This window comes from Neptuniibacter sp. QD48_55 (genome assembly GCF_047778115.1).
GTDB lineage: Bacteria > Pseudomonadota > Gammaproteobacteria > Pseudomonadales > Balneatricaceae > Neptuniibacter.
The window spans coordinates 547,302-571,157 of the sequence record NZ_CP180555.1 but is presented as its reverse complement, the minus strand read 5'-3'; the positions used below and the strand labels follow the sequence as shown (position 1 = coordinate 571,157).

The window sequence follows — 23,856 nt, the reverse complement described above, 5'->3', positions numbered from 1 at the left end:
ATATAGCAATGCTGCCGATAACTAAATCTAAGCCAAGTAAAGAAGTTCATTCAGATGACGCATCCATTTATCATTGCCGAGGTTTCGAGCAATCATTCTCAAAACTTAGAACGCTGCTACCAATTCATTGATGTAGCGGCACAAATAGGCTGCGATGCGGTTAAATTTCAGCTATTTAAAATTGACCAACTATTTGCCCCAGAAATCCTGAGTAAAAGCGCCCAGCATAGAGACCGCAAGCAGTGGGAACTACCTTTAGATTTCCTTCCTAAGTTATCCAAACGCTGTAAAGAAAGAGGCATAAAGTTCGGCTGCACACCCTTTTACATAGATGCTGTTGAAGAACTAGCTCCTTATGTCGATTTCTATAAGATTTCGTCATATGAAATGATATGGACAGAACTTTTGGATGCATGCTGTAAAACAAACATCCCTTTAATCATGTCTACAGGAATGGCTACAGAACAAGAAATACGGCAAGCTGTTGAAACGGTAGCTCACAGAGTACCTCTTACTTTACTTCACTGCGTTTCTTCTTATCCAACTCCCATAGAGCAGTGCAATTTAGCTGCGATTTCGACGTTAAGAGAAAAATTTCAATGCATGACAGGATGGTCTGATCATAGCGTGCAAGAAGCAGCCATATTATCAGCTGCCCTAAAACACAACGCTAGTGCTATAGAATTTCACCTAGACTTAGATCAACATGGCGAGGAGTATGCTGCTGGCCATTGTTGGCTACCTGAACAAATTCAACCGGTCATTACACGTCTAAAGCAAGCTTCTCAAGCAGAAGGGAACGGGACTATATCTGTTGCTAAAGGCGAATTAGCAGATAGAGATTGGCGCGCAGACCCCACCGATGGTCTTCGGCCACTTAAATCTATCAGAGCAACATTTCAGGGGGATTCTGCATGAATATAAAACAAGCATATCTACCTGAAATCCTTGAGCCCACGAAAATGCTATCAAAAGCAGCCCAAAATCTAACAGGGCAGCCTATGTTTGATATGCTGGCTAAAGCTCAACAAAAAGAAAGAGCTGGAAACAACCTAATTCATTTGGAACTTGGGGATCCGGACTTTTCAGCGCCACAACATGTTATAGAAGCTACATATCAAGCCATGCTTAGTGGCATGACGCATTATGTAGATTCGAAAGGGCTCCCGGAATTTCGACAATCAATTAGAGAAAATTTAGTTAAAAGCTTTGGCCTTGAATTAGATTACAATCAGGTCATTGTTACCCCTGGAGCCAATTCTGGTATTTATTGGGTTATTCGGTGCCTTGCTAACGTCGGGGATGAAATTATTATTCCCGACCCAGGGTTCGCTACATTTAAAGCCGCAGCAAATGCAGCATGTGTCATAGCACGTCCTTATTCTCTAGATCAGAAGAACAAATTTAGACCTGATTTCGACCAAATTGAAAAACTGATTAATAACAAAACCAAACTATTTATTCTTAACAGTCCATCAAATCCAACTGGTGCATCCATACCAGAAGAAGACTTAGAACGTATTTACCAATTGGCAGAGAAATACGATTTTCATGTTTTATCAGACGATACATACAGAAGAATGACATTTGAATCGCCATTTGCTCCAAGCATAACTGATCATGATAACTGCCGTTCAAGGACAATTTTATTGAGCGGTTTGTCGAAAGAATATTCCATGTCAGGCTTTAGGCTGGGGTACTTGGCAGGCCCCCATAAGCTAATGGAAAAGGTCGCACTCTACGTAGAGACAGTAGCATCATGCGTACCACCCTTTCTTCAATTAGGTGGTGTTGCAGCCCTCGAAGGGGATCAATCAATACGTTTAAAGCAATTAGATATTGTTCGTCAGAGACGAGACCTATTAGTTAATAAACTAAATGCGATCAAAGGCGTAGATTGCCTCAAACCTGATGGTGGTTTATATCTATTCCCTTGCATCAAAGGCACTGGTTTTAACGGTGACCAATTCGCGAACCTGTTACTTGAAGAAGCAGGTATTGTTTGCGTTTCAGGTTCAGCCTTTGGTCAAAACGGAGATAATCATATTCGCCTCAGCCTTAATAAAGACATTGCTCTCTCTGAGACCATTGTTGACAAAATAGCCTCCGTGCTTGACTAAATTCACAGATATAGAAACAGGAATCCTATGAAACTTTCAGACTACATGGCAGATTTTTTTGCCGAGTACGGGATTGAATTCAATTACATTTTTACAGGCGGTGCCATAGCACACCTTATCGATTCTTGCTGGGAAAAGCATAATCAAAACCCAGAGGTCTTAAAGCCTATCTGCGTACTCCACGAACAGTCTGGTTCAATGGCGATTGATGCTTACACACGCATTACAGATAAGCCTGGATTAATGATGGCAACAAGCGGTCCAGGGGCGACCAATCTATTAACGGGTATGGCATGTTCATATTACGATTCCATCCCAGGTATTTATGTTACTGGTCAGGTTAGAACCTGGGAAACCAAAGGCGAAAGTAAACAACGCCAGTTAGGCTTCCAAGAAACCGACATTGTCAGTATGGCTGAGCCTATTACAAAATATGCAGTGCTTATCGAAGATCCTCGGGACATAAGATATGAATTAGAAAAAGCCATGTGGCTAGCTACAGAGGGACGTCCAGGCCCAGTATTAATAGACTTACCAATGGACGTTCAATGGGCTGATATTGACCCAGACCAATTACGCTCCTTCGTTCCGCCGATAAAAAACAAACCTACGGCGATCGAAGTAAGCAACATCAAACAGGTCGCGGAATGGATTCGCTCTGCAAAGAAACCAACAATATTATGCGGAGGCGGTATAAGGAATGCTCATGCTATTCCAGAACTGAAAGCTCTCGCAGAACTTTGTAATATTCCGGTTGTTTCTAGCTTCGGCGGGAATGATTCCTTTGCTCATGACCACCCTCTTTACAGCGGCCTAATTGGCACTATGGGTAGCAAAGCAGGTAATCACACTTTGAACGATAGTGACCTCCTTCTCGTTTTAGGAAGCCGTCTCAGCTGGCGTCAGGTCCGTTCAAAACCTGATCAATTTGCGACTCAAGCCAAGATAGTTCATGTAGATATCGACCGTGAAGAACTAAACCAGCATGTATCAGCCTCATTGGCCTTCGACTGGGACGTTAAAGAATTTATCATTGCACTAATAAATGAACTTAAGGATCAAGAACATCCTAACCATCAACAGTGGGCCTCTAAAAGCCGCCAGTCACACCTTGATACACCATTTTGCAAACCAGAATACTATCAACAAGAAGATTGTGTTCAACCGTATGTATTTATGAAAACGCTGTCCGAAATGATGGCGGATGATGACGTACTTGTTATTGATGCAGGGCAGAATGTGATGTGGGGCATGCAAGCTACCGAACCACGTGCAGATCAACGTCTACTTACAGCTTGGGGGCACTCCCCTATGGGATATTCATTACCAGCTGCTATGGGCGTTGCAGCCCACTTAAAGGGAAGCCCTCAAACTTTATGCACTATTGGTGACGGCGGATTCCAAGTAAACGTTCAAGAGTTACAAACCATCAAGTACTACAACCTACCAGTTAAAATCTTCATCATGAATAATTACTGCTATGGTGCGATAAAAGACTATCAGGACGGTAACTTAGAAAGCAGGTATTTCGCAACTTGTCCTGAATATGGCTATGAAGCCCCAGATTTCTTAGCGATCAGTAAAGCCTACAACATTACAGCATGTCGCATAGAATCCCATGCAGATCTAAAAGAAAAACTAGATTATGTACTCAACCATGAAGGCCCAATTATCTGTGACGTTAATTTAGGTAATGACACCTTTGTAACATTAGATCCATAATCAAACTTAGGATTCAGGCTCGCCCTGAATCCTCTTGTCTTTTGGCCAAAAAATGAACAGATTAGCATTTATAACTGGCGGCTCCCGCGGAATAGGCGAAACGATAGTAAAACAGCTTGCAAACGAAGGGTATAAAGTAGCTTTTACCTACCAAACGCAAGGAGAAGCCGCTAAAAAAATAGCTTCCAACCTCAATAAACTGGGCTGTCACACACTTGCTGTAAAAATGGACCAGTCATGTCGAGACAGTATTAGTTCTGCATTAAAGGCTGCAAGAATCCATTTCAAGTTACCTATCACCATTTTGGTAAATAACGCAGCTCAAGCCCAAGAAAAGCCCTTTGAGGAAATTAATGATAAGGATTGGGAAGATATGCTTAATGTAAATCTGCAAGGCCCCTACCGCTGCATTCAAGAATGTCTAAACGACATGAAATCAGAACAATATGGAAGGATTGTAAATATCACTTCTATTGGAGGACAGTGGGGAGGCAGAAATCAGGTACATTATGCTGCCTCAAAAGCAGGATTAATCAACCTCTCCCATTCAATATCCAACCTTTATTCTTCTGACGGCATTTTAAGTAACAGCGTAGCTGTTGGTTTAGCTGCAACAGACATGTCCCAAGCAGAGCTTTCAAGAAGCGATGGCCAAAGCAAGGTGGCCGGTATTCCACTTGGAAGAATAGCTACTTGTTCTGAAATCTCTCAGGTTGTCTCATTTCTTTGCTCTGAAAAGAGTAGTTATATAACAGGCCAAACTATCAACGCCAATGGCGGAATGCTTAATAGCTGATGAAGAGGTAGAAAGATGCAGAGAGAAAGCATATTTTCAGGTGAGCTTGAAGAACTAATTAGTTATGACTGGCCTTTACCAGACATCGGTCAACACTCTATTAGCTTCGGCATTTGCAAGCTTAGCGGCCTAATAATGCAAAAGCATACCGTCAACCCTTCCTTCATGGAACAATACTACCGCTCTATTGCCACCTATATAAATCCATCTGCTTCTGGCAAACCAACAACAGCTAAAGTTAATGACCTCGACCGCCTGATTGATATTACCCAACGTGGCATTGGTAACATACCTAAACGAGTATTCCAGATAGGCAGCTCCGATGGCTACACCTTGCATCGTTTTAGGGAAGCCGGTGCTATTGACATATTAGGCGTAGATCCAGGGGAACGCTCAATTGAATTTGCAAAAGAACAATATAATATCCCTTGTATAAGGGGTAATGTTGAAACTACGAATATAGAAGGCCTATTCGATTTATGTGTATTAACTCATGTTCTTGAACATTTATACGATCCTCACATTTGCTTAGAAAAGGTAAAAAGCAACCTAGATACTCAAAATGGTTACATCTTGGTTGAAGTACCTTTATGGGAGCGAGCAGATGTTCAACCTTTAGGAGTGTTTGCATTCGAACATTTGAATTATTTTTGCGAGCACTCTCTATTGAAGCTATTAAATAATTCTGGCTTCGAAACACTGCATATTTCTAAAAACTACTATATAAACCACTATCCCGTCATCACAGTTCTTGCAAAAGTAAGCCAGCAACCTCTTATTTTGGAGTCCAAATCCAATTACTCTAAAAATCTAGCTATAGCAAAAGCATACCTAGAGAGAGAAATGGATTTTTGGAATGATACTAACTCCATTTTGTCTAGTGCCATTGACCCTGACTACCCCTGCTACATTTATGGCGGAGGGATTCACACTTCTCAACTTATTGCTCATACGCCGCTAGGTACTGAGATAGCAATTGAAAGTGTAATTGACAGTAGCCCAAACAAGTGGGGTAGTAAAATCGGAAACTACTCCATTAAGTCACCTGAGTGCCTAAACGAAATCCCTACAGGGAGCAACATTATCATTTCATCTCTAGGCTGGCAGGAAGATATCAAAAACTATGTAGTCAGCATTCGTACTGATCTGAACATAATCACATTACATTGAGAGAATAATGAAAATTCTACTGGCAGGTGGTTACGATACCCAAAACCTTGGTGACTATGCATCTTTTGCAGGACTCAGAAAGCTCCTTTTAAATCAGAACGTTGAACCCGAGTTCACAGTGTTAACAAGGCATACCAACGATTTATTCACAAAAGAGTTTGATGTGAAGCCGATTCTTAATATGGATCACACAAATAAGGCAGCAAGTCAGGGCCGCATATTTAATGGTTTCAATGAAGGGGATAATCGTAACCATCTACACCAAATTGCCGACAGCATGCTTGAATCAGACTTAGTGATGATCGGAAATGGTAGACTATTTATAGACATCGCAATTGGCTTTATGAAAGGGCCTTTAGCCTATTTTCAACAGCTGATAATGCTAGCAAAGTTTCTTAACAAACCCGTTATCTTATTCTCAGTTACCCTAGTTGAGCCTAGCACTGAGGCAGGCAAAGAGATTCTCGGATTTATTTTGCAAAATGCAGACAAAATCATCGTCCGTGAACCTCACTCAGTTGCAGTCGCCAGTCGATATTTAAAAGATACAAAAAAAGTCATCTGCTTGCCTGATATCGCCTTCGCCTTAGACCGAAACGACGCGGAACTTGATAGCCCTGTTTCAATACCTAAGAATACAATTGGCGTAAATTTCCGCGGGGTGAATTATGACTCAACCTCAGGAAAAGCCGCACTAAATAACATGGTGAACTGCATTAAACAGATTATGGAGTGGGCTCCAAACATCATTTTTTGTCAGCAAGGAACCTATGATACTGATACCCTCTTAACAGATGATCGACATATTCATCAACAGGTCTACGGAGCACTTCCTTCTGAGCTTCAATCAAGATGTATACTCTACAGAGACAAACTCTCTATGGCACAAACCCTAGGCTTGTATCAGCAACTTGAACATTTATATACAACTCGTCGACACGGATTTATTATGTCGTTGACCCAAGACAAGCTAGCCTCTTTGTTTTGCGATGAGGAAAATACTTCAGTTGTTCAAGAGTCAATAAACATCCCTTCGCTGTTTCTCAATAAAAAACCAGAATCTCTTACATCTCTACCCGACAAAAACCACCTAAAAACAGCCCAAGAGCAAATAATGGAATTGAGAAACAAACTGACAAGCTACCCAGAAGAACTCTGCAAAGTCCTTTAAGCTATGAAGATAAACAAAACTCTTTTTATAATTGGTGCTGGCCCAGAGTCACTTCCCGGTATTAAACAAGCTAAAGAAATGGGTCTCAAACTAATCATTGCTGATGGTAATCCAAATGCAGTTGGATTGGAGCTCGCTGATTACCCTGTAGTTGTCTCAACCTATGACGAAGATGAACTATGTGAGGCTGCAAGAGAATATACTCTAACCATAGGCAAACTGGACGGTGTCATAGCTATGTGTACAGATGTTCCTCGAAGTGCAGCTAAAATAGCTTCAGAGTTTGGTTTAACATCTCTGTCAGAACACACGGCCTTTCTTGTTGCTGATAAATTAGCTATGAAAGAGCATTTTCTTTCTCATGGGATAGCAATCCCAAGCTTCATGCCCATTCGAGATGAGGCAGATTTAGAGAATGCTGCAGATAAATTTGGCTACCCTTTCATTGTCAAACCCGTTGACAGCCGAGGTGCTCGAGGGGTTTTACTTATTCATTCTAAAAATGAACATACACAAGCCTGGAAAGAAGCGGTCAGCGAATCCCCTACAAATAGAGTCATGGCTGAAGCTTTTATTAAGGGGCCACAAATCAGTACTGAAGCATTAGTTGTAGATGGAGAGATTACTACACTTGGCTTTTCTGATAGAAATTACGAATGGCTGGATAAATATGCTCCAAATATTATCGAAAACGGAGGTGAATTACCCTCTCACCTATCGCCAGAAGAACATTCATTCGTACTTAAACTATTTGAAGAAGCAGTAAAAGCTTTAGGTATTCAAAACGGTGTTGCTAAAGGCGACATGGTACTATCTTCAGAAGGAGCAAAGGTCATTGAAGTTGCTGGGCGTCTTTCTGGAGGCTATTTTTCCTCAACCCAAATCCCTATTTCTACTGGGGTTAATTTTATCGAACAAGCAATTCGCATCTCATTAGGAGAAAAACCCACAAAGGAAGAACTCACTCCGCATAGAGCGCGCGCAATTGCAGTTCGATATTTAAACCCAGCTCCTGGGAAAATCACAAAAATATCAGGAATAGAGCGTGCTCGAAGACTAGAAGGCGTAGAAATGCTCCAAATAGATGTCAATGTGGGCGACAATATTGCTCCGATGACAAACCATACCAAACGAGCAGGCTTTGTTATAACTTCAGCTGACCAAAGGAAGAATGCAGTATCTTTGGCGCAAGAAGTCATTAATTTAGTTACTATTTATACTGAGACCGAATGAACAGTACCGCATTATTTGCAGTATTCCATCTAAACCTAGCTTTTTCTTCAATCCCCGAAGAGGAAAGACCTAATGTTATTGCTAAATGCTATTGGCCTTTACTGAAAATAATTGAAACACACCAAATTCCACTAGGCATTGAGCTAACCGGCTTCACGCTACAAGAAATAAATAATTATGACCCCGCCTGGGTAACGAAATTTTCACAGCTACTCAACGCAGGAAAGTGTGAATTAATCGCTAGCGGGCAAGCTCAAATAATTGGCCCTATTACACCTTATACGATAAATGTTCAGAACTTACGTGTAGGGCGTTCAACATACAAAACGCTATTAAATCATGAACCTGAAATAGCCTATATTAATGAGCAAGCTTTCTCTGATAGCCTTTTAGACATATACATCGATGAAGGTTTTCGCGCTATTTTCATGGAATGGGACAATGCTTATAGCTTGCACCCTGAATGGCCAACCTCACATAGTCACCAGCCAGTATATGCCATTTCGGCCCAAGGAAGGCATCTTCCTGTCATATGGAACAGAAGCATAATCTTTCAGAAGTTACAGAGAGCTTGCCATCAAGATATTTCTCAGACTGAGTATCTAACATTTATCGAGCAGCAGATAGCTGCTCAACCAGAATGTTTGTCCCTCTATGGTAATGATGCAGAGGTTTTTAATTATCGTCCAGGGCGCTTCAATGAGGAAGCAAAAATCAATACAGATGAGTGGGCTATTCTCACCGGTTTATTTCAGAATTTAGCAACAAAACATAATTGGATTAAGGTGAGTGACTCCTTAACTCATTTAAAAAGCAAAATTGAGGTAAGGCTCACAACAGCTGAATATCCAATAGTTGTTAAAAAACAAAATAAGTACAATATAAACCGCTGGGGCTTAAGTGGCAGAAACGATCTTTTCTTAAATTCTCTATGCCACGAGGCTTACCAGCGCCTTAGCAGCCTTGGTGATAACTCTGATGGACACTGGAAAACTCTTTTAGAGTGCTGGGGGTCTGACTACCGAACTCACATTACCGAACCTAGGTATCTAGATAATTTAAATAAGCTCCAATTATTACTTGGTTCTCTTAAAGCGACACAACAAGATACGCAAAGTACTGGTAACAAGATTCACACTAGCTCATCTGGTTGGCACTACGATCAAGAAGGGCGATTTCTTCGGTTCTACAGCAATGACATTGATGTGGTTCTCAATATGGCGAAAGGCGGCTGCATCCATCGTTTGAAATTTTCCGACCATACTAAACCACTAATAGGTACAATTGAACACGGTGAATACTCTCACATTAGCTTAGCCGCCGACTTTTTCTCTAATTATCTATTAGCAGAAATCCCTGCTGACCGAAAAAAAATAACAGACCTTGCTGCAAAACGTTTCTCGATTATTGACCAGGACAAACCAAACCAATACGTTGTTTCCATCAAAACAGATACTCAATATGGAATCTTCGAGAAGCGTTATACATTTACTGATTCCTCCGCTCTCGAATGCAGCTATATTTTCCCTAAAGAACTGAGACCCGAAGGATATTTAAGACTTGGAACACTGACTTTGCTTAGTACGCAAACAGATAAGTTCCCCGTCTATTCAAATAGCTTTGGAGGTCAATTCCATGAAAAGCACACATTAACGAAAAACGCCCTTCACGGAAAAGCTGTTTCAACTATTGTATCTTCTTCTAGCTGTGCAGGTGAGTCATCAGGTCAGATAATATGGGGGATTGAAGGAGAATACCTGAAGGTAAATTGGGACCCAGCTAAATGTCCAGCTATACCTATGATACACAACCAGATAGAAAATGAAGAACGTCTAAGCAGGCTTATCTTCAGTTTGAGTGAACTTGACGAAACCCACCGAGATGGAGGGAAACTACTCGATTTCAATTTTAAGCTATCTAAAGGTATGTTGGATGGATAACGTTCTTATTGTTGTCGGAGCAAGATTGAACTCAAGTCGATTACCTGCCAAACACTTACTCCCGTTAGCAGGAAAACCTTTGATAGAAAGAGTTTTCGAAAGACTTGACCCCCTTCCATTTAATAAAGTTCTCGCAACCACTAACGACGAATATAACAGACCTCTAATCTCCTGGGCCTCAGTATCAGGTATCAAATATTTCGCTTACCCTGGTGATGTAAATGATCTTGTTGGCAGGGTCAATTCGTTGGTAGAGTTGAACAATCCTGAATACGTAATCTACATTTGCGGCGATTGCCCTCTTATTGACCCACAATTAATTTCCCAGGGACTTAATGCCTTAGCTTTAAACCCATCAACTCAAAGCGCTGAAGCTCAGCCGGATTCACAAGGGCGTAAATCAATTCATGAAGGGATACATATATACAATCGCGAAGGATGGGACAAGCTCTTCGATCATAGTAATACAGAGCTATTCAAAGAACATATAGGACTTGCTGCTTCCGAGAAGCAGATCTTATCTGTAGTTCATTTTCCATTGGAAGAAAAGTATTACTCGGTCACTCAAAGGGTTTCTATAGACACTGCTGCTGATTGGCGTTTTATGAACCAATTATATGAAGATTGGTATAAAGAGCATCAAAGTACAGTTTCTCTAGATTGGGCACTTAAGCAATTTAAAACTAATCCAACGCTTACAAATATTAATCACCATGTAACACAAAAAAGTGGCCTAAAGAAATACGGTAAACTATGTATTGTTACAGAAGCGGGGCCAGAAAAGGGGCTAGGCCAACTAACTCGCTCAGTTGAATTAGCACAACGCTTTTGTGAACTAACAGGCTTAGGCGTAGAGCTTCTAATCATTGGAGAGGCTCAAGATAATAACCAACTTCGTCTCGTGAATCACTCAAGCTTTAAAGAGGAAATAGACTGCTGGGAGTTCGTAAAGAAAAAAGATTTCAAAATAATCTTATTTGATATTTTCCCAACTCGATTACAAGATCTACATTTTTTTGAAACCCTTTTACAATCATTAGCTGAAAACCAAGTTAAACTGTTTGGCTTAGACCAAATGGCCAAGCTTCATCCGCTACTAGATTTCTGTATTATCCCAAACATATTTAACCCATACCCCCGAGTCACAACAGTAGTATCGGGGTTAGAATATGTGATAGTTCCTCAAATATCAGAAGTTCCGGCTAAGGTCGACGTGACTTATGACTGCATTATTCTTACTGGCGGCAGTGATGTCATGTCATATAGCCTAAGTTTGGCAGAAGATATAGATGCATCCGGATTAGAGAATCAAGAGATACTATGGATACAAGGGCCTTTTGCACCAACTCCAGTCATTCCTGCACATCCGAAAAATAAATGGACGATAATTCAATCACCCAAGTCCGTACCGAAACTAATTCAAGCAGCAAAACGCGTTATCACAGTATGCGGCACAACTATTTTTCAAGCACGAGCCTTAGGAAAAGAAACTTGGGTACTGCCTGCAGATAGGGTAATACCAGATCATGAGTATAAACAGTATTGTAAAATACCGGGTTGTAGAAGCTTAGACCCCAAAACAAAAACTTATGATTTCATAAACACGCCCATTTCAATAAAAGACATACAAAATCAAATAGAAAATGGTGCATATAACTGCGTAAATGAGCTCCTTAAACATATCTGATATCAACCTCTATAAGAAGTTGATATCAACGATATAGAATATTATAAAGCCATTACAATATATTAATTCTTTTTAGATAATTCTCATCTTTTTCTGTCACATTTTCCGCATAAGGATCTTCTGATATTTCGACTTTCACTTCATCAATAAGTTCAATAATAGCTTCAGTGGATACCTTATAATAACGAAGCATTTCATGCTCTCTCCTAGCATAACACCCCATATTAATTAACACGCCAATAGACTCAAAGCTTCCAGACAACAAATGCCACATCAAAATATTTTGTTTATACTGAGAAAAAATAAACTTATTAACCAAGTTCAAGTTAGTGACAATATCTTCTCTGGAAGAAACCTCTTTTTGGAAAATGGACTTAATAGCATCTAGAAGCACACAGCCGTTCTCCATAGCTTCCTTAACACTTTTCCTTACTTGCTTGGAATCACTCTCAACTTGCTCAAATTGCGCCTTAAAGAACTTATCTAAACCATCTTCTTTATTTGCCAAGTGAGCATCTAGTGATAAATCTGCTATTGGTAACGGCGTAGCACCTGTAATAAGAACACCATCACTAAGATTAAAGAAGTTAACGTCTTTAGCCGCCCTAATGGCCTCTTCTATATTTGCTCTGGTACTATCAAAGATATAGGTTGATAGTACTTTTCCACCAAAATTGCCTTCTCTAACGATGGAACCCTTTTTCTTAAAGCTTTCATCAATGGCTACCTTGCCTTCTTTTGTCACCTGTTCATAAAAGCTTCCAGTTGCATGATGTTTTGATGGATCTCTATAACCACAGTCAATACCAGCTAGGTAAACATTTTCAGCTCCTAGTAAAATTGATAGAGATACTGCTGTATTTGTAACTGTTGGATTACAATTATAAGCAAGATAATAATCTCTTCGACTATTCACAACCTTGGATATTAAATCAGCGCCAATATCATTAGGTTTCAACATCATATAGCTACTGTCAAATAGATCAAAAACATCACTATAAACAGGGTTCAAGGCTATAAGTCTAACCCCTTCTCTAAAGCTTTTATCTGTATACTTTTCACAAATAGTAGCCTGAAAAGCAACACGTTCTTGCTCTACATGAATATCAGGTTTTATACCCTTTTGATACAAAGTAGATAGTGACGTTCCGCAAGAAATAATCACCACTTTACTTCGATTTTCTCTTAGGAAGTCTCCTACCAGATCTAAAGATGGGCCATTTCCTATAACAAAAACAGGCGTTTCTTTTAAGTACTTGTTATACGAATTAAAAGCTAATGCGGTAGGGATACCCTTTTCTAAATTAGAAATAGAATGGTTTAAACCTACGCGTTCATCATCATAATAACCTAGTCCTATAAAAGCCTTGGCAAAATTTCTTTTTATTTGCCTAGCTAACTCTAATGTTTCGGGACTATTATAATGCGAGTAGACAGATGCATAGAGAAGATTATAGGTACCAATAGAACGAGCATACTCTGTCAATTCATATAGAAACGTCTTGTCAGAGGCTCCAACCTTTAAAACTAAGTCATATCCTTGTCGATCAAAATAGTTTTTAATTTGCGTCCAATCAACAATATGCAAAGAAGCATGGAAAGCGTCTAAGTTCGGCTCATAATACATTAAACGTTTTACATCTTTTGCATTCAGTAAATACTGTAACTGTAGCCCTAGCCCTCCCCCAAGCATCATTACAAATGGAAGCTCACCTTCATCTAGCTTATAGTTTCTAGCTCCTAAATCTGCTTGCGCTGCATATATTTTTTTTACACAGCGAGAATATACACCTTCTTCACCAGAGACTTTACCTTCAGAAGATAAAGTCAACGGTTCGATGTTATTAATGAAATCTGAAACTTGCTTTTTACAAATCTGCTCCGGATCACCAGGGTAAAGCGCTTGATTACTATTTACATCATAAAGATTTAAAATCTTATCCGAGCCATAACCCAATTTCATTTTTTCTGGTTCATATTTGACCATCTTCAAATATAAATCAGGGTGCGCACCCTTAAGCATTAACATATTTGCAACATATGCCTGCTCCATAAGAATATTAGTTTTGAGTGCGTTAAGTTTATAATCGACGTATTCTAAATGATCCATTGCTAACCCAAAAAAAAAGGCGGTAAATACGCCTTTTATAAATTTATCTAACTATTTGAAGCAGTGAATGGTAATCGGTCTAAAATCCCATTCAATTGATTACCCGTACTCTGGAAACTACTGACTATTCTTTCCATCGCTAGAAATTGGGAAAGCAATCTAGTTTCGAGCTTTTCCATTTTCCTATCTAAGTCTTCCCGATCCTCAGTAATGCCTTCCAATTGATCGTTGATAGACTCTTCTCTAGAGGAAATAGTCCCAGAATTGGACAAGAACTGGGATATCAACTTCTCAAACTCTCCAGCAAAACCTCTGGAAAAATTCGTAGAGATTGAACCACCTAAAGTAGCCGTAGCAGCCACAGCCCCTTCCTCAACCAAAAAATTCAAACCATATGAATCTGAACCAATCTTAGGTAACAATACATTACCAGAACCGAAGCCCTGTACTCCATCAATTGTTCCTTCTACATCGACACCTGTATCAGACATCGCAGCAACACCCAAGTTTGACATATCCGCTCCTAGATCCGCAGCAGAAAATTCAACCTTAGCGTTAGAACCGTAATCTCTGGTTGTAAATGTAAATGTATTTGCATCATTATCGTAACCAACATCAATCTCGGCACCGACAGCTTTCAATGCATTATCACCATTTATAAGTGATTGAAGTTCAGATCTTAATTCTTCTACTGATGTATATGTGCCATTGAGAGTAATAGTTTCAGAAGTAGTTGAACCTATAGTAACTTTAAAAGTGTAATCACCTGCAGAAGCATCTAAATTCAGCTCATCGCCAGCGGCATTATCCACAAATCCAGCAGCTGTCCCAGAAATATCTGATCCAGTCACACTAGCCTTTTCTGGATCCGTCGTGATCACAATATCATAATCACCTGCAACAGCTTCTGTGGCATAACTCCCCGTTCTCACTGTAACTGTGCTACTTGCTGACGATGTATCGGTAGCAAATAATGATTCTACAAGTGCAAAGTTATCTTGGAATGCCGATGAAAAGTCTTCCTCATCTATAGATAGAGTCCCATCAAGCTCTGTGCGAATACCTATATTAGTTAAGGCATTAAACCCACTATCGACACCAGGAACAAGACTCCCTATAAGGTCACGGATTCGACCAATTATTGCCTTAGCCGAACCATCAGTAGAAAGATCACCCCTAGTAATTTGATTTTGCTCATCTCTCGATATACCCGTAAGATTTTGAGCTGTTTCATAAAATGTATTATAGGCGGTGACAAAATCTCGAACTGCTTGTTCCGCGATCGATGTGTCTTCATTAACGGAGAAAGAAATCTTTTCTCCTGCACTACTTTTATTTAGAGTAAAATTGAAACCCTGAATTACATCATCGATTTCATTTGTTTCTCGATATACAGTCAATCCATTAACTTTCAACTCAGCATCGTTACCTTGCTGAGTTTCTGTCATCTGGGAATGTTCGGTTTCATTAAACTCAAATATACTCAAACCTGTAGTATCACCTTTTGTAGCGTCATCACTTGTGATACGTAGGGCATTATCGTCACCAGAAGGTGACGTTAATAGTAATTGGTACTGACCATCAACCAACAGAACAGAAGCCTGAACATCCGCATCTTCTTCATTAATTTTATCAGCTATATCTTGTAATGAATCATCCGCATCAATCGTAATATTTAGGGCTGCACGATCTGCATTAGCGGCAAAGGAATACGGGTCATCATCAGTATCTACATCTAATCCAGGATCACCATTAGTAGCATCTTCATCGTAGGTCCACTGACCAAAACTGATAGTTAAAGTGCCACTGTTACCTAATGCAGACTCTTTATCAGAGAATGTAGCTGAAGCTAAAGATTGTGCCTGTGCGACATCAATAACTTCTATTTGATAACTACCAGCTTGCGCTCCTGGGTCAACCGAATTGGGTGTAATTGCATCAGTATCAGGAAAAGAAACAGACCTTGCATTAAAGGTATCATTTGTCGATAGAGGTGTAAGTATCGACTGTAGCTCTGACAAACTACTCTTCAGAGTACCATAAGCAGAAATTTGTGAGTTAAGAGTTTCTTCTTTGGTATCTAAACGATTTTGCTGAGGAGCTCGTTCAATTTCAACAAGCTGAGAAACAAGGGTACTGCTATCGATTCCAGAACCGGCCCCCAGTGATCTAATAATACTATCACTCATAGCACATGCCTCTGGTTTTTAAATTAGGTAGGGTAACAAGCCTGCTTTGATCAGGCCTGTTTATCAAACAAGAATCCTATCATTCTGTCCAATGATTCAGCAAACTCTAAAGCCTCCTCATTTGGAATCTGACGGATCACTTCATCCGTAGTCAAATCACGTACTTGAACTACAACTTTATCTGATGCTTTATCAACAGAAAAATTTAAAGAACGCTGACTGCTTTCCATCATCTCATTGAGACGATTAATCGCAGCTTCCAGCTTTTCTGCAGAAACCTGCTGTGTTTGTTTAGCTTGTTCCTGAAAACGCTCGCTCTTTTGAGGAGGTTCAATAGGCTCACGCTTAACCTGTTCTGCTTGCTGAGGCTGCTGTGACGGCTGAACAATATTAGCAGTAGATGCCCCAATTGATTCGATAGCCATAACGTAACCCTCTTATTTAATTCTTTGAGAAATTCCCCCACCGCGAGACGGTGGGGGATATATACTCTTATACAGTATAGCGCCTATCTTACTGAAGCAGTGATAGTACTTGCTGAGGTGCAGCATTTGCCTGAGCAAGCATAGCTGTACCAGCCTGCTGTAGAACCTGTGCTCTTGAAAGAGCTGCCGATTCAGCTGCAAAGTCCGCATCTTCGATTCGAGAACGTGCCGCTGCAGCATTTTCAGATACGTTAGACAAGTTATTGATCGTAAAGTCTAGACGGTTGTTAACAGCACCCAAATCACTACGTACACTGTTTACATCTTCCAGAGCAGCATCAAGGATGTCGATAGCTTCCTGTGCACCAGCAGCAGTAGAAATATCAATATCAGCGACAGTATCACCGATACCTACAATATCTTCATTAGATTCTTGTAGGCCAATCGCTGCTGCACCACCTGCTTTAGTACCTTCAATGCTGATCTCACTTCCATCGATAGAAGTTAGGATCATTTCCGGTGTACCAGCTGTTGTCAATGAAGCATAAACACCTGTTTCAGCTGAGTGCTTATTGATTGCTGCTACGTTAGCATCCGCATTCGTAGCTGTTGTGGCAGTACTAATTTCAACACCGTTGATGAATAGTTCACCAGCTGTAATTGTGCCGTTTGCAGCGTCACCACCGATACCAGTCACCTGACCAGCTTCACCACGTTTATCGAAGCCCCAAGCATCGTAGTCCATCGCTGCACCAGATGCTGCACCGTCCGTAGTGGTAATTTCAAACGTTAACTCATTATCATCTGCAGTAGAATCTAGTACTAGGCGAGCGGTCTCAGTTGTTGCTGTAAGACCAGTTGCGCCTTGTGCATCTGTCAACTGTAATGAACGAGTATTTGTACTGCTTAACTCCATATCACCATCGTCGTTCAATGAAGCAGTTACTACTGTACCAGCGACTTCATTGATTCTGTCAACAAGCTCTTCTTTACTACCTGTATCTGTAATGTTGAACGTTTGTGTCTGGCCATCATCAAGAATAGCCGTGATAGTAATACTTTCGCCCGCACCCAGGATACCGTCAGCTGCTGCTGTAGCGCTTTGCTTATCCATTACAGTTACAGTGGATGCTTCAACAGTAGAAATACTATCGTTAATAGTATCTACAAGTTGTTTAAGAGTTGAACCTGAAGATACTGCATCAACAAACTGACCATTGATTTTAACCAATGAGCTAGAACTAATTTCAATATTTGTTGGTAGATCCATTGCTTCACCAACTAGATCGCCACCAGTATTGGAACCTAGACCGTTTGCGCTCATATCAGTAATGGTGAAAGCAATAGTTTCATTGGCTTCAGCACCTACCTGCAGACCCACACCTTTCTGGCTACCATCTAGGATCTTCTGGCCGTTAAAGCTTGTAGTATCCGCGATACGATCAAGCTCAGACACAAGCTGCTGAACCTCTGCGTTTAGTGTAGAGCGGTCACCGTCTGTGTAAGTGCCGTTGGCAGACTGGATAGATAGCTCACGCATACGCTGAAGGATATTCGTTGTTTCATCCAACGCACCTTCCGCAGTCTGAATAAGAGAGATACCATCGTTAGCATTACGAACCGCTTGATCCAGACCACGAACCTGAGAAGTTAATCGGTTAGCGATCGCTAGACCTGCAGCATCATCACCAGCAGAGTTGATACGCTTACCACTAGTCAAACGCTCCATAGCTTGGTTCTGATCACCTTGAGAGATCATCAAGTTACGCTGAGCGTTCAGCGACATAATATTTGAATTAATTACCATTGCCATGAGATTTTCTCCTCACATTCAGCCGAGTCTGACCGGCCGTAATAAAATAGTTTGCTGTTCGAATTTCCCGATTCTAAAAGGGGTCAGGAAATCCAAGCTTGAGAGTGTTATCGACCGCAAACAAAAACGCTTTAGAAAAAATTTATATTTTTTCCGAAGCTTTCTTATTTGCTCGTAACGCCTCGTTGATTTTTGTTATCGGCAAGCACACACTAGACATTAGAAATTATTTTGAGGTGTTTATGAAAAGTATCTTGCAGCTAGCTGAACATCTGGCCCAATTATCGGATCAGTTACTTGAAATGGCACAGAACGGAGCATGGCAAGAACTTGAAGAGCAACAGAAACAATATACCCAGCTGATAGAACAACTTTCGAAAACCGATCTTGAGTCAGTAACGGATAAAAAAGTTCTAGCATTGCTTCTTCATACTAAGGCAACTGAACAGAAAGCGACCCAGTTGGCTGCAGATAACAAAGACAACATCGTCAAAGCTAACCGCACAAGAGAAAGAGCATCTAAGATGCAAAAAACCTTAGATGCTTTTAAGTAAATAAATTAAGACAGCTAACAGTTAAAGAGCCTTAGCTTTCTCCTTAGACTTATCCTTACTCGGGAACAACAAACACGCGATTGCTGGCAACAGGATCAACGCACCCAGCATATTCCAAATAAACATAAAGGTGAGAAGGATCCCCATGTCTGCTTGGAATTTAATTGGGGAAAGCGTCCATAGCACTACACCAATCGCAAGGGTTAAACCGGTGAAAGCAACTGATTTCCCTGTACTTTGCAAAGTTTCTAGATAAGCCTTGGACAAGGAATGGCCTTGTTTAAGGAAGGTCTGCATTTTGGAATAGATATAGATACCATAATCAACACCTATGCCGACCCCTAGAGCAATCACGGGTAGAGTTGCCACCTTAACTCCGATACCCAACTGAGCCATTAACGCCTGACAAAGCACTGAGGTTAACGCCAGAGGCGCGATGATGCACACAACTGTTCTTATCGACCTAAACGTTAGCAAGCAAAGCAAACTTACTACTGAGTAAACCCAAATCAGCATCTCATATTGGGCTGTCTCAATGACTTCGTTGGTTGCAGCCTCAAAACCGGCCTTACCTGCAGCCATTTTGAATTGGATATCCTCAGTTCCGTATTCTGCAGCAAAGCTATCGACTGCCGCTGTTACATCTTTGAGCGTTTGAGCCTTATGATCATCCAAGAACACAATCACTGGCAGTAAAGAACAGTTAGAGTTCATTAAACCTGCTGGTACATGAGAAAGTGAGGCATTAATAACGTATTGGTTACGTAGCACTGTCCGCCACTTTAGACTGCCCTCATTAAGCCCCGCGGTTACACGTTCAGATACGTCAACTAAAGAAATACTGGATTGAACACCTTCAATGGATCGCAGATAGAACTGAAATCTATCCACAACCTCTAAGGTTTTGTAATGACTACACTGCTCCTCTTGTGTAGTGACCATCACCACAAACACATCACTGGATGTCGAGTAATTGGAGGTTACAAACTGATTATCCAAGTTATAACGAGAGTCAGCACGAAGCTCTGGTGCTCCTGCATCAAGATCTCCTATTTGTAGATCCTTACTGCCATACAAACCTAGCACCAACATAATACAAGCAGTCGTTACCGCGATCGTTGCACCTATTGGGCGTGAGAAAAAGCTTAGGTAGTGCCAATATGAACTTTCCGATTCAATACTTCGTTTAGCTTTTGTTATCGCTCGCTTACCCACCCCAACGTAACTCATAAGTAATGGCAATAGCATCAGGTTAGTCAGCACAATAACTGCAACTCCCAGAGAAGCTGCAACCGCCAGATCTTGAATTACCTCAATCTCTATCACCATCAAAGTGATAAACCCGATTCCGTCAGAAATTAGCGCAGTAATACCTGGAATATAGATCGCTTTAAAAGCATGTCGTGCCGCAACCAGCTTACTCGAGCCTTTAGTCGCCGATTCTAAAGTGATCGTATTTACAATCTGCACACCATGACTAACCGCTATGGCGAACACCAAAAACGGCACCAACATCGAATAGGGATCGATACCATATCCAAGCAGATTGAGTAGACCTAGCTGCCAAATAACCGCAGCCAGAGAGCAAACCAGCGGAACGATGGTGCCCATCACACTACCAGAATAGAGATAAAGCAATAGCAACGTAACAACTATGGCCACAGCAAAGAACAACGCAACTTCGGTAGCACCATCGATTAGGTCACCAACAATTTTGGCGAACCCTGTCATATGGATATCGATTTGGTCCGAGCTGTATTTATCTCGTACTAGCGTTTCGAGTTGCTCGGAGAAAGCTTGGTAATCTAGTTTTTCACCCGTTTCTGGATGTAAATCAAATAGAGGAACCTGCACCATAGCGGATTTGAAATCATTACCCACCAGAATGCCAACTTGCCCCGAACGTAAGATATTCGTTCTTACCTGCTCTAAGCTTTCACTAGAACCATCATACTTGGCTGGAATTACAGGCCCACCGACAAACCCGTCTTCGGTCACTTCCGTCCAACGTACATTTGGCGTCCAGATAGACTTGAGCGATGATCGGTCGACCCCTGGGATAAAAAACAGCTCGTCCGTTACCTGCTTGAGAGTGGTCTGAAATTCAGGTGTAAAAATATCACCCTCTTTTGCGGCAACAACCACACGAATACTGTTACCAAGACCTGCTAAGTCATCACGATACTCAATATAGTTTTCCACATATGGATGTGAAGCCGGGATCATTTTCACAAAACTAGCATCAGGGCGAACTTGAGATGCTTGCCAGGCAAGTAGCGCTGTAATCACTATAAAAATCAGCAACAATACTTTGCGATAGCTAAATAGAAGTGTTTCAGCTAATTGTTCACTGGTGTTAATCGGCCATAAAAGAAGAGCAGATAGCTTATTCATTTTCAGCACGCCCCTCTATAGCGATCTTTGTGACGCCGGCCTCACCGACTGCTATTAGCTGATCATCGACATGTACAACTGCCGAATAACTTAGCAAGCCTCGTTTAGAGAAAGCCTTATACCCGCTTGGCGTCTTATGTAAAAGCGCCCCACCTTGACCTACAAGGTAGACCTTCCCATCCACTTCCACTGCGTCATTAATTGTCGATTTAACCGGAAGCTCTATTGTTTCCCAAACATCGGCTTTAACTCTCTTCAGAGCATTGCCTCTGAGCCCCATTAGAAAAAGGTTTTCACTTTCCACCATGGCAAAGAAAGAACCATCGTAAGGCACAACCACGCTTTCCCAACTCAATCCTTTGTCATTACTTTTAAGTAGTAAACCCGCTTCACCTAGCACAAACAGTTCATCTTGCTTTGTGTAGAACAGCCGGTTCAAATGCAGACTTTCAGGATTAGGAAGTTTATGGCCTGCATAGTGCCAATTTGCACCCGCATCTTTTGTTTCAATCAAAAGACCATAAGCACCAACAGCAAAACCTTTTTGGGAATCAATAAATAAAACATCCAATAGAGGAGAACTAGCCCCCTCTTCTTTAGCAAACTGAGCGTCTTCTAATTGGTATTCAAGGGTTTCAATATCTATTGGATCAACGTCACTTTGCTTGGATAGTTCAGAGAGAGAAGTTTCAATTGCTTTAACTCGCATGCCGTTGAGCTGGTTGCCATCCAAAACCAACTGCCAATTAGAACCAGCATCCTCGCTCGAGAGCATTACACCGTCATGCCCTACTGCCCAACCACGCTTATTATTTAAGAAGTGTACGGCCGTCAACATTGCGCTTACAGGCACTATTGCTTGTTGCCATTTATCACCTTCATCATCGGAGGTGATAATCACACCTTGCTCACCTACAGCAACCAACCTTTGATCAGCTGCGTCTATATCAAGCAGTAGACTTTTATCCAAGCGATCTTGCTCTAAAGCCGGGAGTATTAATCTATCTGCTTTAACCAAACCTACATTTAACAAGAGCGCTATACTAAGAAGCGCTGTTGGAAATCGTTTTAGCATGTAAAACCCAATTATTATTTTTGTCGGGAAGATCTGAGCAGCTTGCTATAAAGCCAGCAATTGCTCAATAACATCCACCCGCACATTTACTAACAATAATAGTCAGCAATTTCATAGCGTCTGGCAATCAATGTTAGAAAAGGTGATCTGATCACAGCGATCAAAAACACTTAAAACTGGTAATTCAGGCTTTTACTAATATACAGAACCATTATTATAAACAAGCAGTTACATACAAAATTTATTACATATTTATGACATGGCGCATATTCAAACAAAAACTTACATGCTAGGTTAAACCTACGTTTGTAGTAGGGTTAAAAATCAATATGTTCAAACCTTTTCGTAACTTCTTCGTGCATATTGCAACGATTCTATTTGCCAGCGGCCTTTGGGTAAGCGTTGCAGCCGATGACAACAGCCAATATATTCGTGTATCTGACTACTTAACAGCGCACCCAGAACAACGTCTAAAGATGCAGGCTTTTTCTAAGATTGTGCGCGAAGAAGCCTCCCCTATAGACACAACCAATGAAAAACCGATCAAAATTGCGATCATCTATCCTGCAGAACAATCTTCAGACTACTGGCGTAGAAGCGTAAGCACCCTTGAAAAGCGCTTATCCGAACTTAATGTTTCATATGAGATCAACAGCTATTTTTCTAGACCTACAGTTGATATTTCATTGCAGAGTGAGCAACTCAATAGCGCCATTGCTTGGGAACCTGATTATTTAATCTACACACTTGATGCTCTTCGCCATCAAGCGATGATCGAGAGGATCTTGCTGCGCGGAAAACCGAAATTAATTCTGCAGAACATAACAACTCCACTACAGCAATGGCAGCAACTAAAACCTTTCCTCTATACAGGTTTTGATCACGAGAAAGGAACTCAGTTACTTGCCGATCAGATGCTAGAACAACACTCTAAAGGCAAATACTCCATGCTCTATTTCTCGCGCGGATATGTAAGCAAAATGCGTGGAGACACATTTACTCAACAAGCCGTAAACAACGCCGACTTAAAGTTAGTAAGCAGTTACTATACAAAAGGAAACAGTGAAATATCATACAAAGCAACTCTAGCGACCCTAGAAAAGACCCCAGATTTAAATATGATTTTTGCCTGCTCAACCGATATCGCTTTAGGTGCGATAAGAGCATTAGACGAAAAAAACCTAATCAATCAAGTAACACTGAATGGTTGGGGCGGTGGCGATCGGGAGATTGAAGCACTATTAGAAGGTAAATTAGACCTCACTGTTATGCGAATGAATGACGACAGTAGTGTCGCTATGGCTGAGGCTATAAAGATGGATATTTCAGGCCAAAGTAGTAGTGTGCCTCACATCTATTCAGGCGATATTGTTTTATTGAGCAAAGGCACAGACAAGGATGAGATCGAGCAACTAAAGAAAAGAGCTTTTCGCTACAGTAGTCACGGGCAGTAATCA

Annotated in this window: 17 protein-coding genes; 11 read left to right on the top strand and 6 right to left on the bottom strand. The window is 41.0% G+C overall.

Annotation, left to right across the window (positions count from 1 at the left end):
• Positions 1-54: 54 nt before the first annotated feature.
• Genes ACMXYW_RS02440 through ACMXYW_RS02400 form a run of 9 tightly spaced genes read left to right on the top strand, consistent with a single transcriptional unit; the run spans position 55 to position 11,839 of the window.
• Positions 55-918, top strand: a complete 864-nt coding sequence (locus tag ACMXYW_RS02440; RefSeq protein WP_415905092.1) for an N-acetylneuraminate synthase family protein — start codon at positions 55-57, stop codon at positions 916-918.
• A complete protein-coding gene (locus tag ACMXYW_RS02435) occupies positions 915-2,120 on the top strand; it encodes a pyridoxal phosphate-dependent aminotransferase (RefSeq protein ID WP_415905091.1) in 1,206 nt (401 codons plus the stop codon). Before ACMXYW_RS02440 ends, ACMXYW_RS02435 begins: the two co-directional genes overlap by 4 nt.
• A gap of 27 nt (positions 2,121-2,147) precedes the next feature.
• Positions 2,148-3,842: a thiamine pyrophosphate-binding protein gene (locus ACMXYW_RS02430; protein ID WP_415905090.1), complete on the top strand. Its 1,695-nt coding sequence runs from the start codon at positions 2,148-2,150 to the stop codon at positions 3,840-3,842.
• Positions 3,843-3,894: 52 nt separating this feature from the next.
• Positions 3,895-4,638, top strand: a complete 744-nt coding sequence (locus ACMXYW_RS02425; protein ID WP_415905089.1) for an SDR family NAD(P)-dependent oxidoreductase — start codon at positions 3,895-3,897, stop codon at positions 4,636-4,638.
• A gap of 15 nt (positions 4,639-4,653) precedes the next feature.
• The gene (locus ACMXYW_RS02420; RefSeq protein ID WP_415905088.1) at positions 4,654-5,808 is read left to right on the top strand and encodes a class I SAM-dependent methyltransferase; all 1,155 of its coding nucleotides are present in this window, start codon (positions 4,654-4,656) and stop codon (positions 5,806-5,808) included.
• Between the two features lie 7 nt (positions 5,809-5,815).
• Positions 5,816-6,979 carry a polysaccharide pyruvyl transferase family protein gene (locus tag ACMXYW_RS02415; protein ID WP_415905087.1) on the top strand — a complete coding sequence of 388 codons (1,164 nt, stop codon included), beginning with the start codon at positions 5,816-5,818 and terminating at the stop codon, positions 6,977-6,979.
• A gap of 3 nt (positions 6,980-6,982) precedes the next feature.
• On the top strand, positions 6,983-8,212 hold the full coding sequence (locus ACMXYW_RS02410; RefSeq protein ID WP_415905086.1) for an ATP-grasp domain-containing protein: 1,230 nt from the start codon (positions 6,983-6,985) through the stop codon (positions 8,210-8,212).
• Positions 8,209-10,152, top strand: a complete 1,944-nt coding sequence (locus tag ACMXYW_RS02405; RefSeq protein ID WP_415905085.1) for a hypothetical protein — start codon at positions 8,209-8,211, stop codon at positions 10,150-10,152. The genes ACMXYW_RS02410 and ACMXYW_RS02405 overlap by 4 nt, the downstream gene beginning before the upstream one ends.
• Positions 10,145-11,839, top strand: coding sequence for a cytidylyltransferase domain-containing protein (locus ACMXYW_RS02400; RefSeq protein WP_415905084.1), 1,695 nt, complete (start codon positions 10,145-10,147; stop codon positions 11,837-11,839). Before ACMXYW_RS02405 ends, ACMXYW_RS02400 begins: the two co-directional genes overlap by 8 nt.
• A gap of 52 nt (positions 11,840-11,891) precedes the next feature.
• Here ACMXYW_RS02400 and ACMXYW_RS02395 read toward each other — a convergent pair whose 3' ends face one another.
• The 4 genes from ACMXYW_RS02395 to ACMXYW_RS02380 all read right to left on the bottom strand — a co-directional run bounded on the left by ACMXYW_RS02395 (position 11,892) and on the right by ACMXYW_RS02380 (position 18,376).
• On the bottom strand, positions 11,892-13,949 hold the full coding sequence (locus ACMXYW_RS02395; protein ID WP_415905083.1) for a 6-hydroxymethylpterin diphosphokinase MptE-like protein: 2,058 nt from the start codon (positions 13,947-13,949) through the stop codon (positions 11,892-11,894).
• A gap of 47 nt (positions 13,950-13,996) precedes the next feature.
• Positions 13,997-16,138: a flagellar filament capping protein FliD gene (fliD, locus tag ACMXYW_RS02390; protein ID WP_415905082.1), complete on the bottom strand. Its 2,142-nt coding sequence runs from the start codon at positions 16,136-16,138 to the stop codon at positions 13,997-13,999.
• A gap of 50 nt (positions 16,139-16,188) precedes the next feature.
• Positions 16,189-16,563: a flagellar protein FlaG gene (locus ACMXYW_RS02385; RefSeq protein WP_415905081.1), complete on the bottom strand. Its 375-nt coding sequence runs from the start codon at positions 16,561-16,563 to the stop codon at positions 16,189-16,191.
• 88 nt (positions 16,564-16,651) lie between these two features.
• Complete coding sequence (locus ACMXYW_RS02380) at positions 16,652-18,376, bottom strand: flagellin (RefSeq protein ID WP_415905080.1); 1,725 nt, start codon at positions 18,374-18,376, stop codon at positions 16,652-16,654.
• 242 nt (positions 18,377-18,618) lie between these two features.
• On the opposite strand from ACMXYW_RS02380, the gene ACMXYW_RS02375 reads away from it, so the two are divergent.
• On the top strand, positions 18,619-18,930 hold the full coding sequence (locus ACMXYW_RS02375; RefSeq protein WP_415905079.1) for a hypothetical protein: 312 nt from the start codon (positions 18,619-18,621) through the stop codon (positions 18,928-18,930).
• Positions 18,931-18,951: 21 nt separating this feature from the next.
• Here ACMXYW_RS02375 and ACMXYW_RS02370 read toward each other — a convergent pair whose 3' ends face one another.
• Both ACMXYW_RS02370 and ACMXYW_RS02365 read right to left on the bottom strand, forming a co-directional pair.
• The gene (locus ACMXYW_RS02370) at positions 18,952-21,324 is read right to left on the bottom strand and encodes an efflux RND transporter permease subunit (protein WP_415905078.1); all 2,373 of its coding nucleotides are present in this window, start codon (positions 21,322-21,324) and stop codon (positions 18,952-18,954) included.
• Entirely contained in the window at positions 21,317-22,399 is a 1,083-nt protein-coding gene (locus tag ACMXYW_RS02365) for a WD40/YVTN/BNR-like repeat-containing protein (protein ID WP_415905077.1), read from the bottom strand. The genes ACMXYW_RS02370 and ACMXYW_RS02365 overlap by 8 nt, the downstream gene beginning before the upstream one ends.
• Positions 22,400-22,728: 329 nt before the next feature.
• On the opposite strand from ACMXYW_RS02365, the gene ACMXYW_RS02360 reads away from it, so the two are divergent.
• Complete coding sequence (locus ACMXYW_RS02360) at positions 22,729-23,853, top strand: substrate-binding domain-containing protein (RefSeq protein ID WP_415905076.1); 1,125 nt, start codon at positions 22,729-22,731, stop codon at positions 23,851-23,853.
• Positions 23,854-23,856: the final 3 nt, after the last annotated feature.

Bases quoted from the DNA above. Each gene is read 5' to 3' on its own strand.
- ACMXYW_RS02415 (WP_415905087.1), top strand. From the start codon at position 5,816: ATGAAAATTCTACTGGCAGGTGGTTACGATACCCAAAACCTTGGTGAC.
- ACMXYW_RS02435 (WP_415905091.1), top strand. From the start codon at position 915: ATGAATATAAAACAAGCATATCTACCTGAAATCCTTGAGCCCACGAAA.
- ACMXYW_RS02365 (WP_415905077.1), bottom strand. From the start codon at position 22,399: ATGCTAAAACGATTTCCAACAGCGCTTCTTAGTATAGCGCTCTTGTTA.
- ACMXYW_RS02425 (WP_415905089.1), top strand. From the start codon at position 3,895: ATGAACAGATTAGCATTTATAACTGGCGGCTCCCGCGGAATAGGCGAA.
- ACMXYW_RS02410 (WP_415905086.1), top strand. From the start codon at position 6,983: ATGAAGATAAACAAAACTCTTTTTATAATTGGTGCTGGCCCAGAGTCA.
- ACMXYW_RS02380 (WP_415905080.1), bottom strand. From the start codon at position 18,376: ATGGCAATGGTAATTAATTCAAATATTATGTCGCTGAACGCTCAGCGT.
- fliD (WP_415905082.1), bottom strand. From the start codon at position 16,138: ATGAGTGATAGTATTATTAGATCACTGGGGGCCGGTTCTGGAATCGAT.
- ACMXYW_RS02400 (WP_415905084.1), top strand. From the start codon at position 10,145: ATGGATAACGTTCTTATTGTTGTCGGAGCAAGATTGAACTCAAGTCGA.
- ACMXYW_RS02420 (WP_415905088.1), top strand. From the start codon at position 4,654: ATGCAGAGAGAAAGCATATTTTCAGGTGAGCTTGAAGAACTAATTAGT.
- ACMXYW_RS02360 (WP_415905076.1), top strand. From the start codon at position 22,729: ATGTTCAAACCTTTTCGTAACTTCTTCGTGCATATTGCAACGATTCTA.
- ACMXYW_RS02430 (WP_415905090.1), top strand. From the start codon at position 2,148: ATGAAACTTTCAGACTACATGGCAGATTTTTTTGCCGAGTACGGGATT.
- ACMXYW_RS02370 (WP_415905078.1), bottom strand. From the start codon at position 21,324: ATGAATAAGCTATCTGCTCTTCTTTTATGGCCGATTAACACCAGTGAA.
- ACMXYW_RS02385 (WP_415905081.1), bottom strand. From the start codon at position 16,563: ATGGCTATCGAATCAATTGGGGCATCTACTGCTAATATTGTTCAGCCG.
- ACMXYW_RS02405 (WP_415905085.1), top strand. From the start codon at position 8,209: ATGAACAGTACCGCATTATTTGCAGTATTCCATCTAAACCTAGCTTTT.
- ACMXYW_RS02375 (WP_415905079.1), top strand. From the start codon at position 18,619: ATGAAAAGTATCTTGCAGCTAGCTGAACATCTGGCCCAATTATCGGAT.
- ACMXYW_RS02440 (WP_415905092.1), top strand. From the start codon at position 55: ATGACGCATCCATTTATCATTGCCGAGGTTTCGAGCAATCATTCTCAA.
- ACMXYW_RS02395 (WP_415905083.1), bottom strand. From the start codon at position 13,949: ATGGATCATTTAGAATACGTCGATTATAAACTTAACGCACTCAAAACT.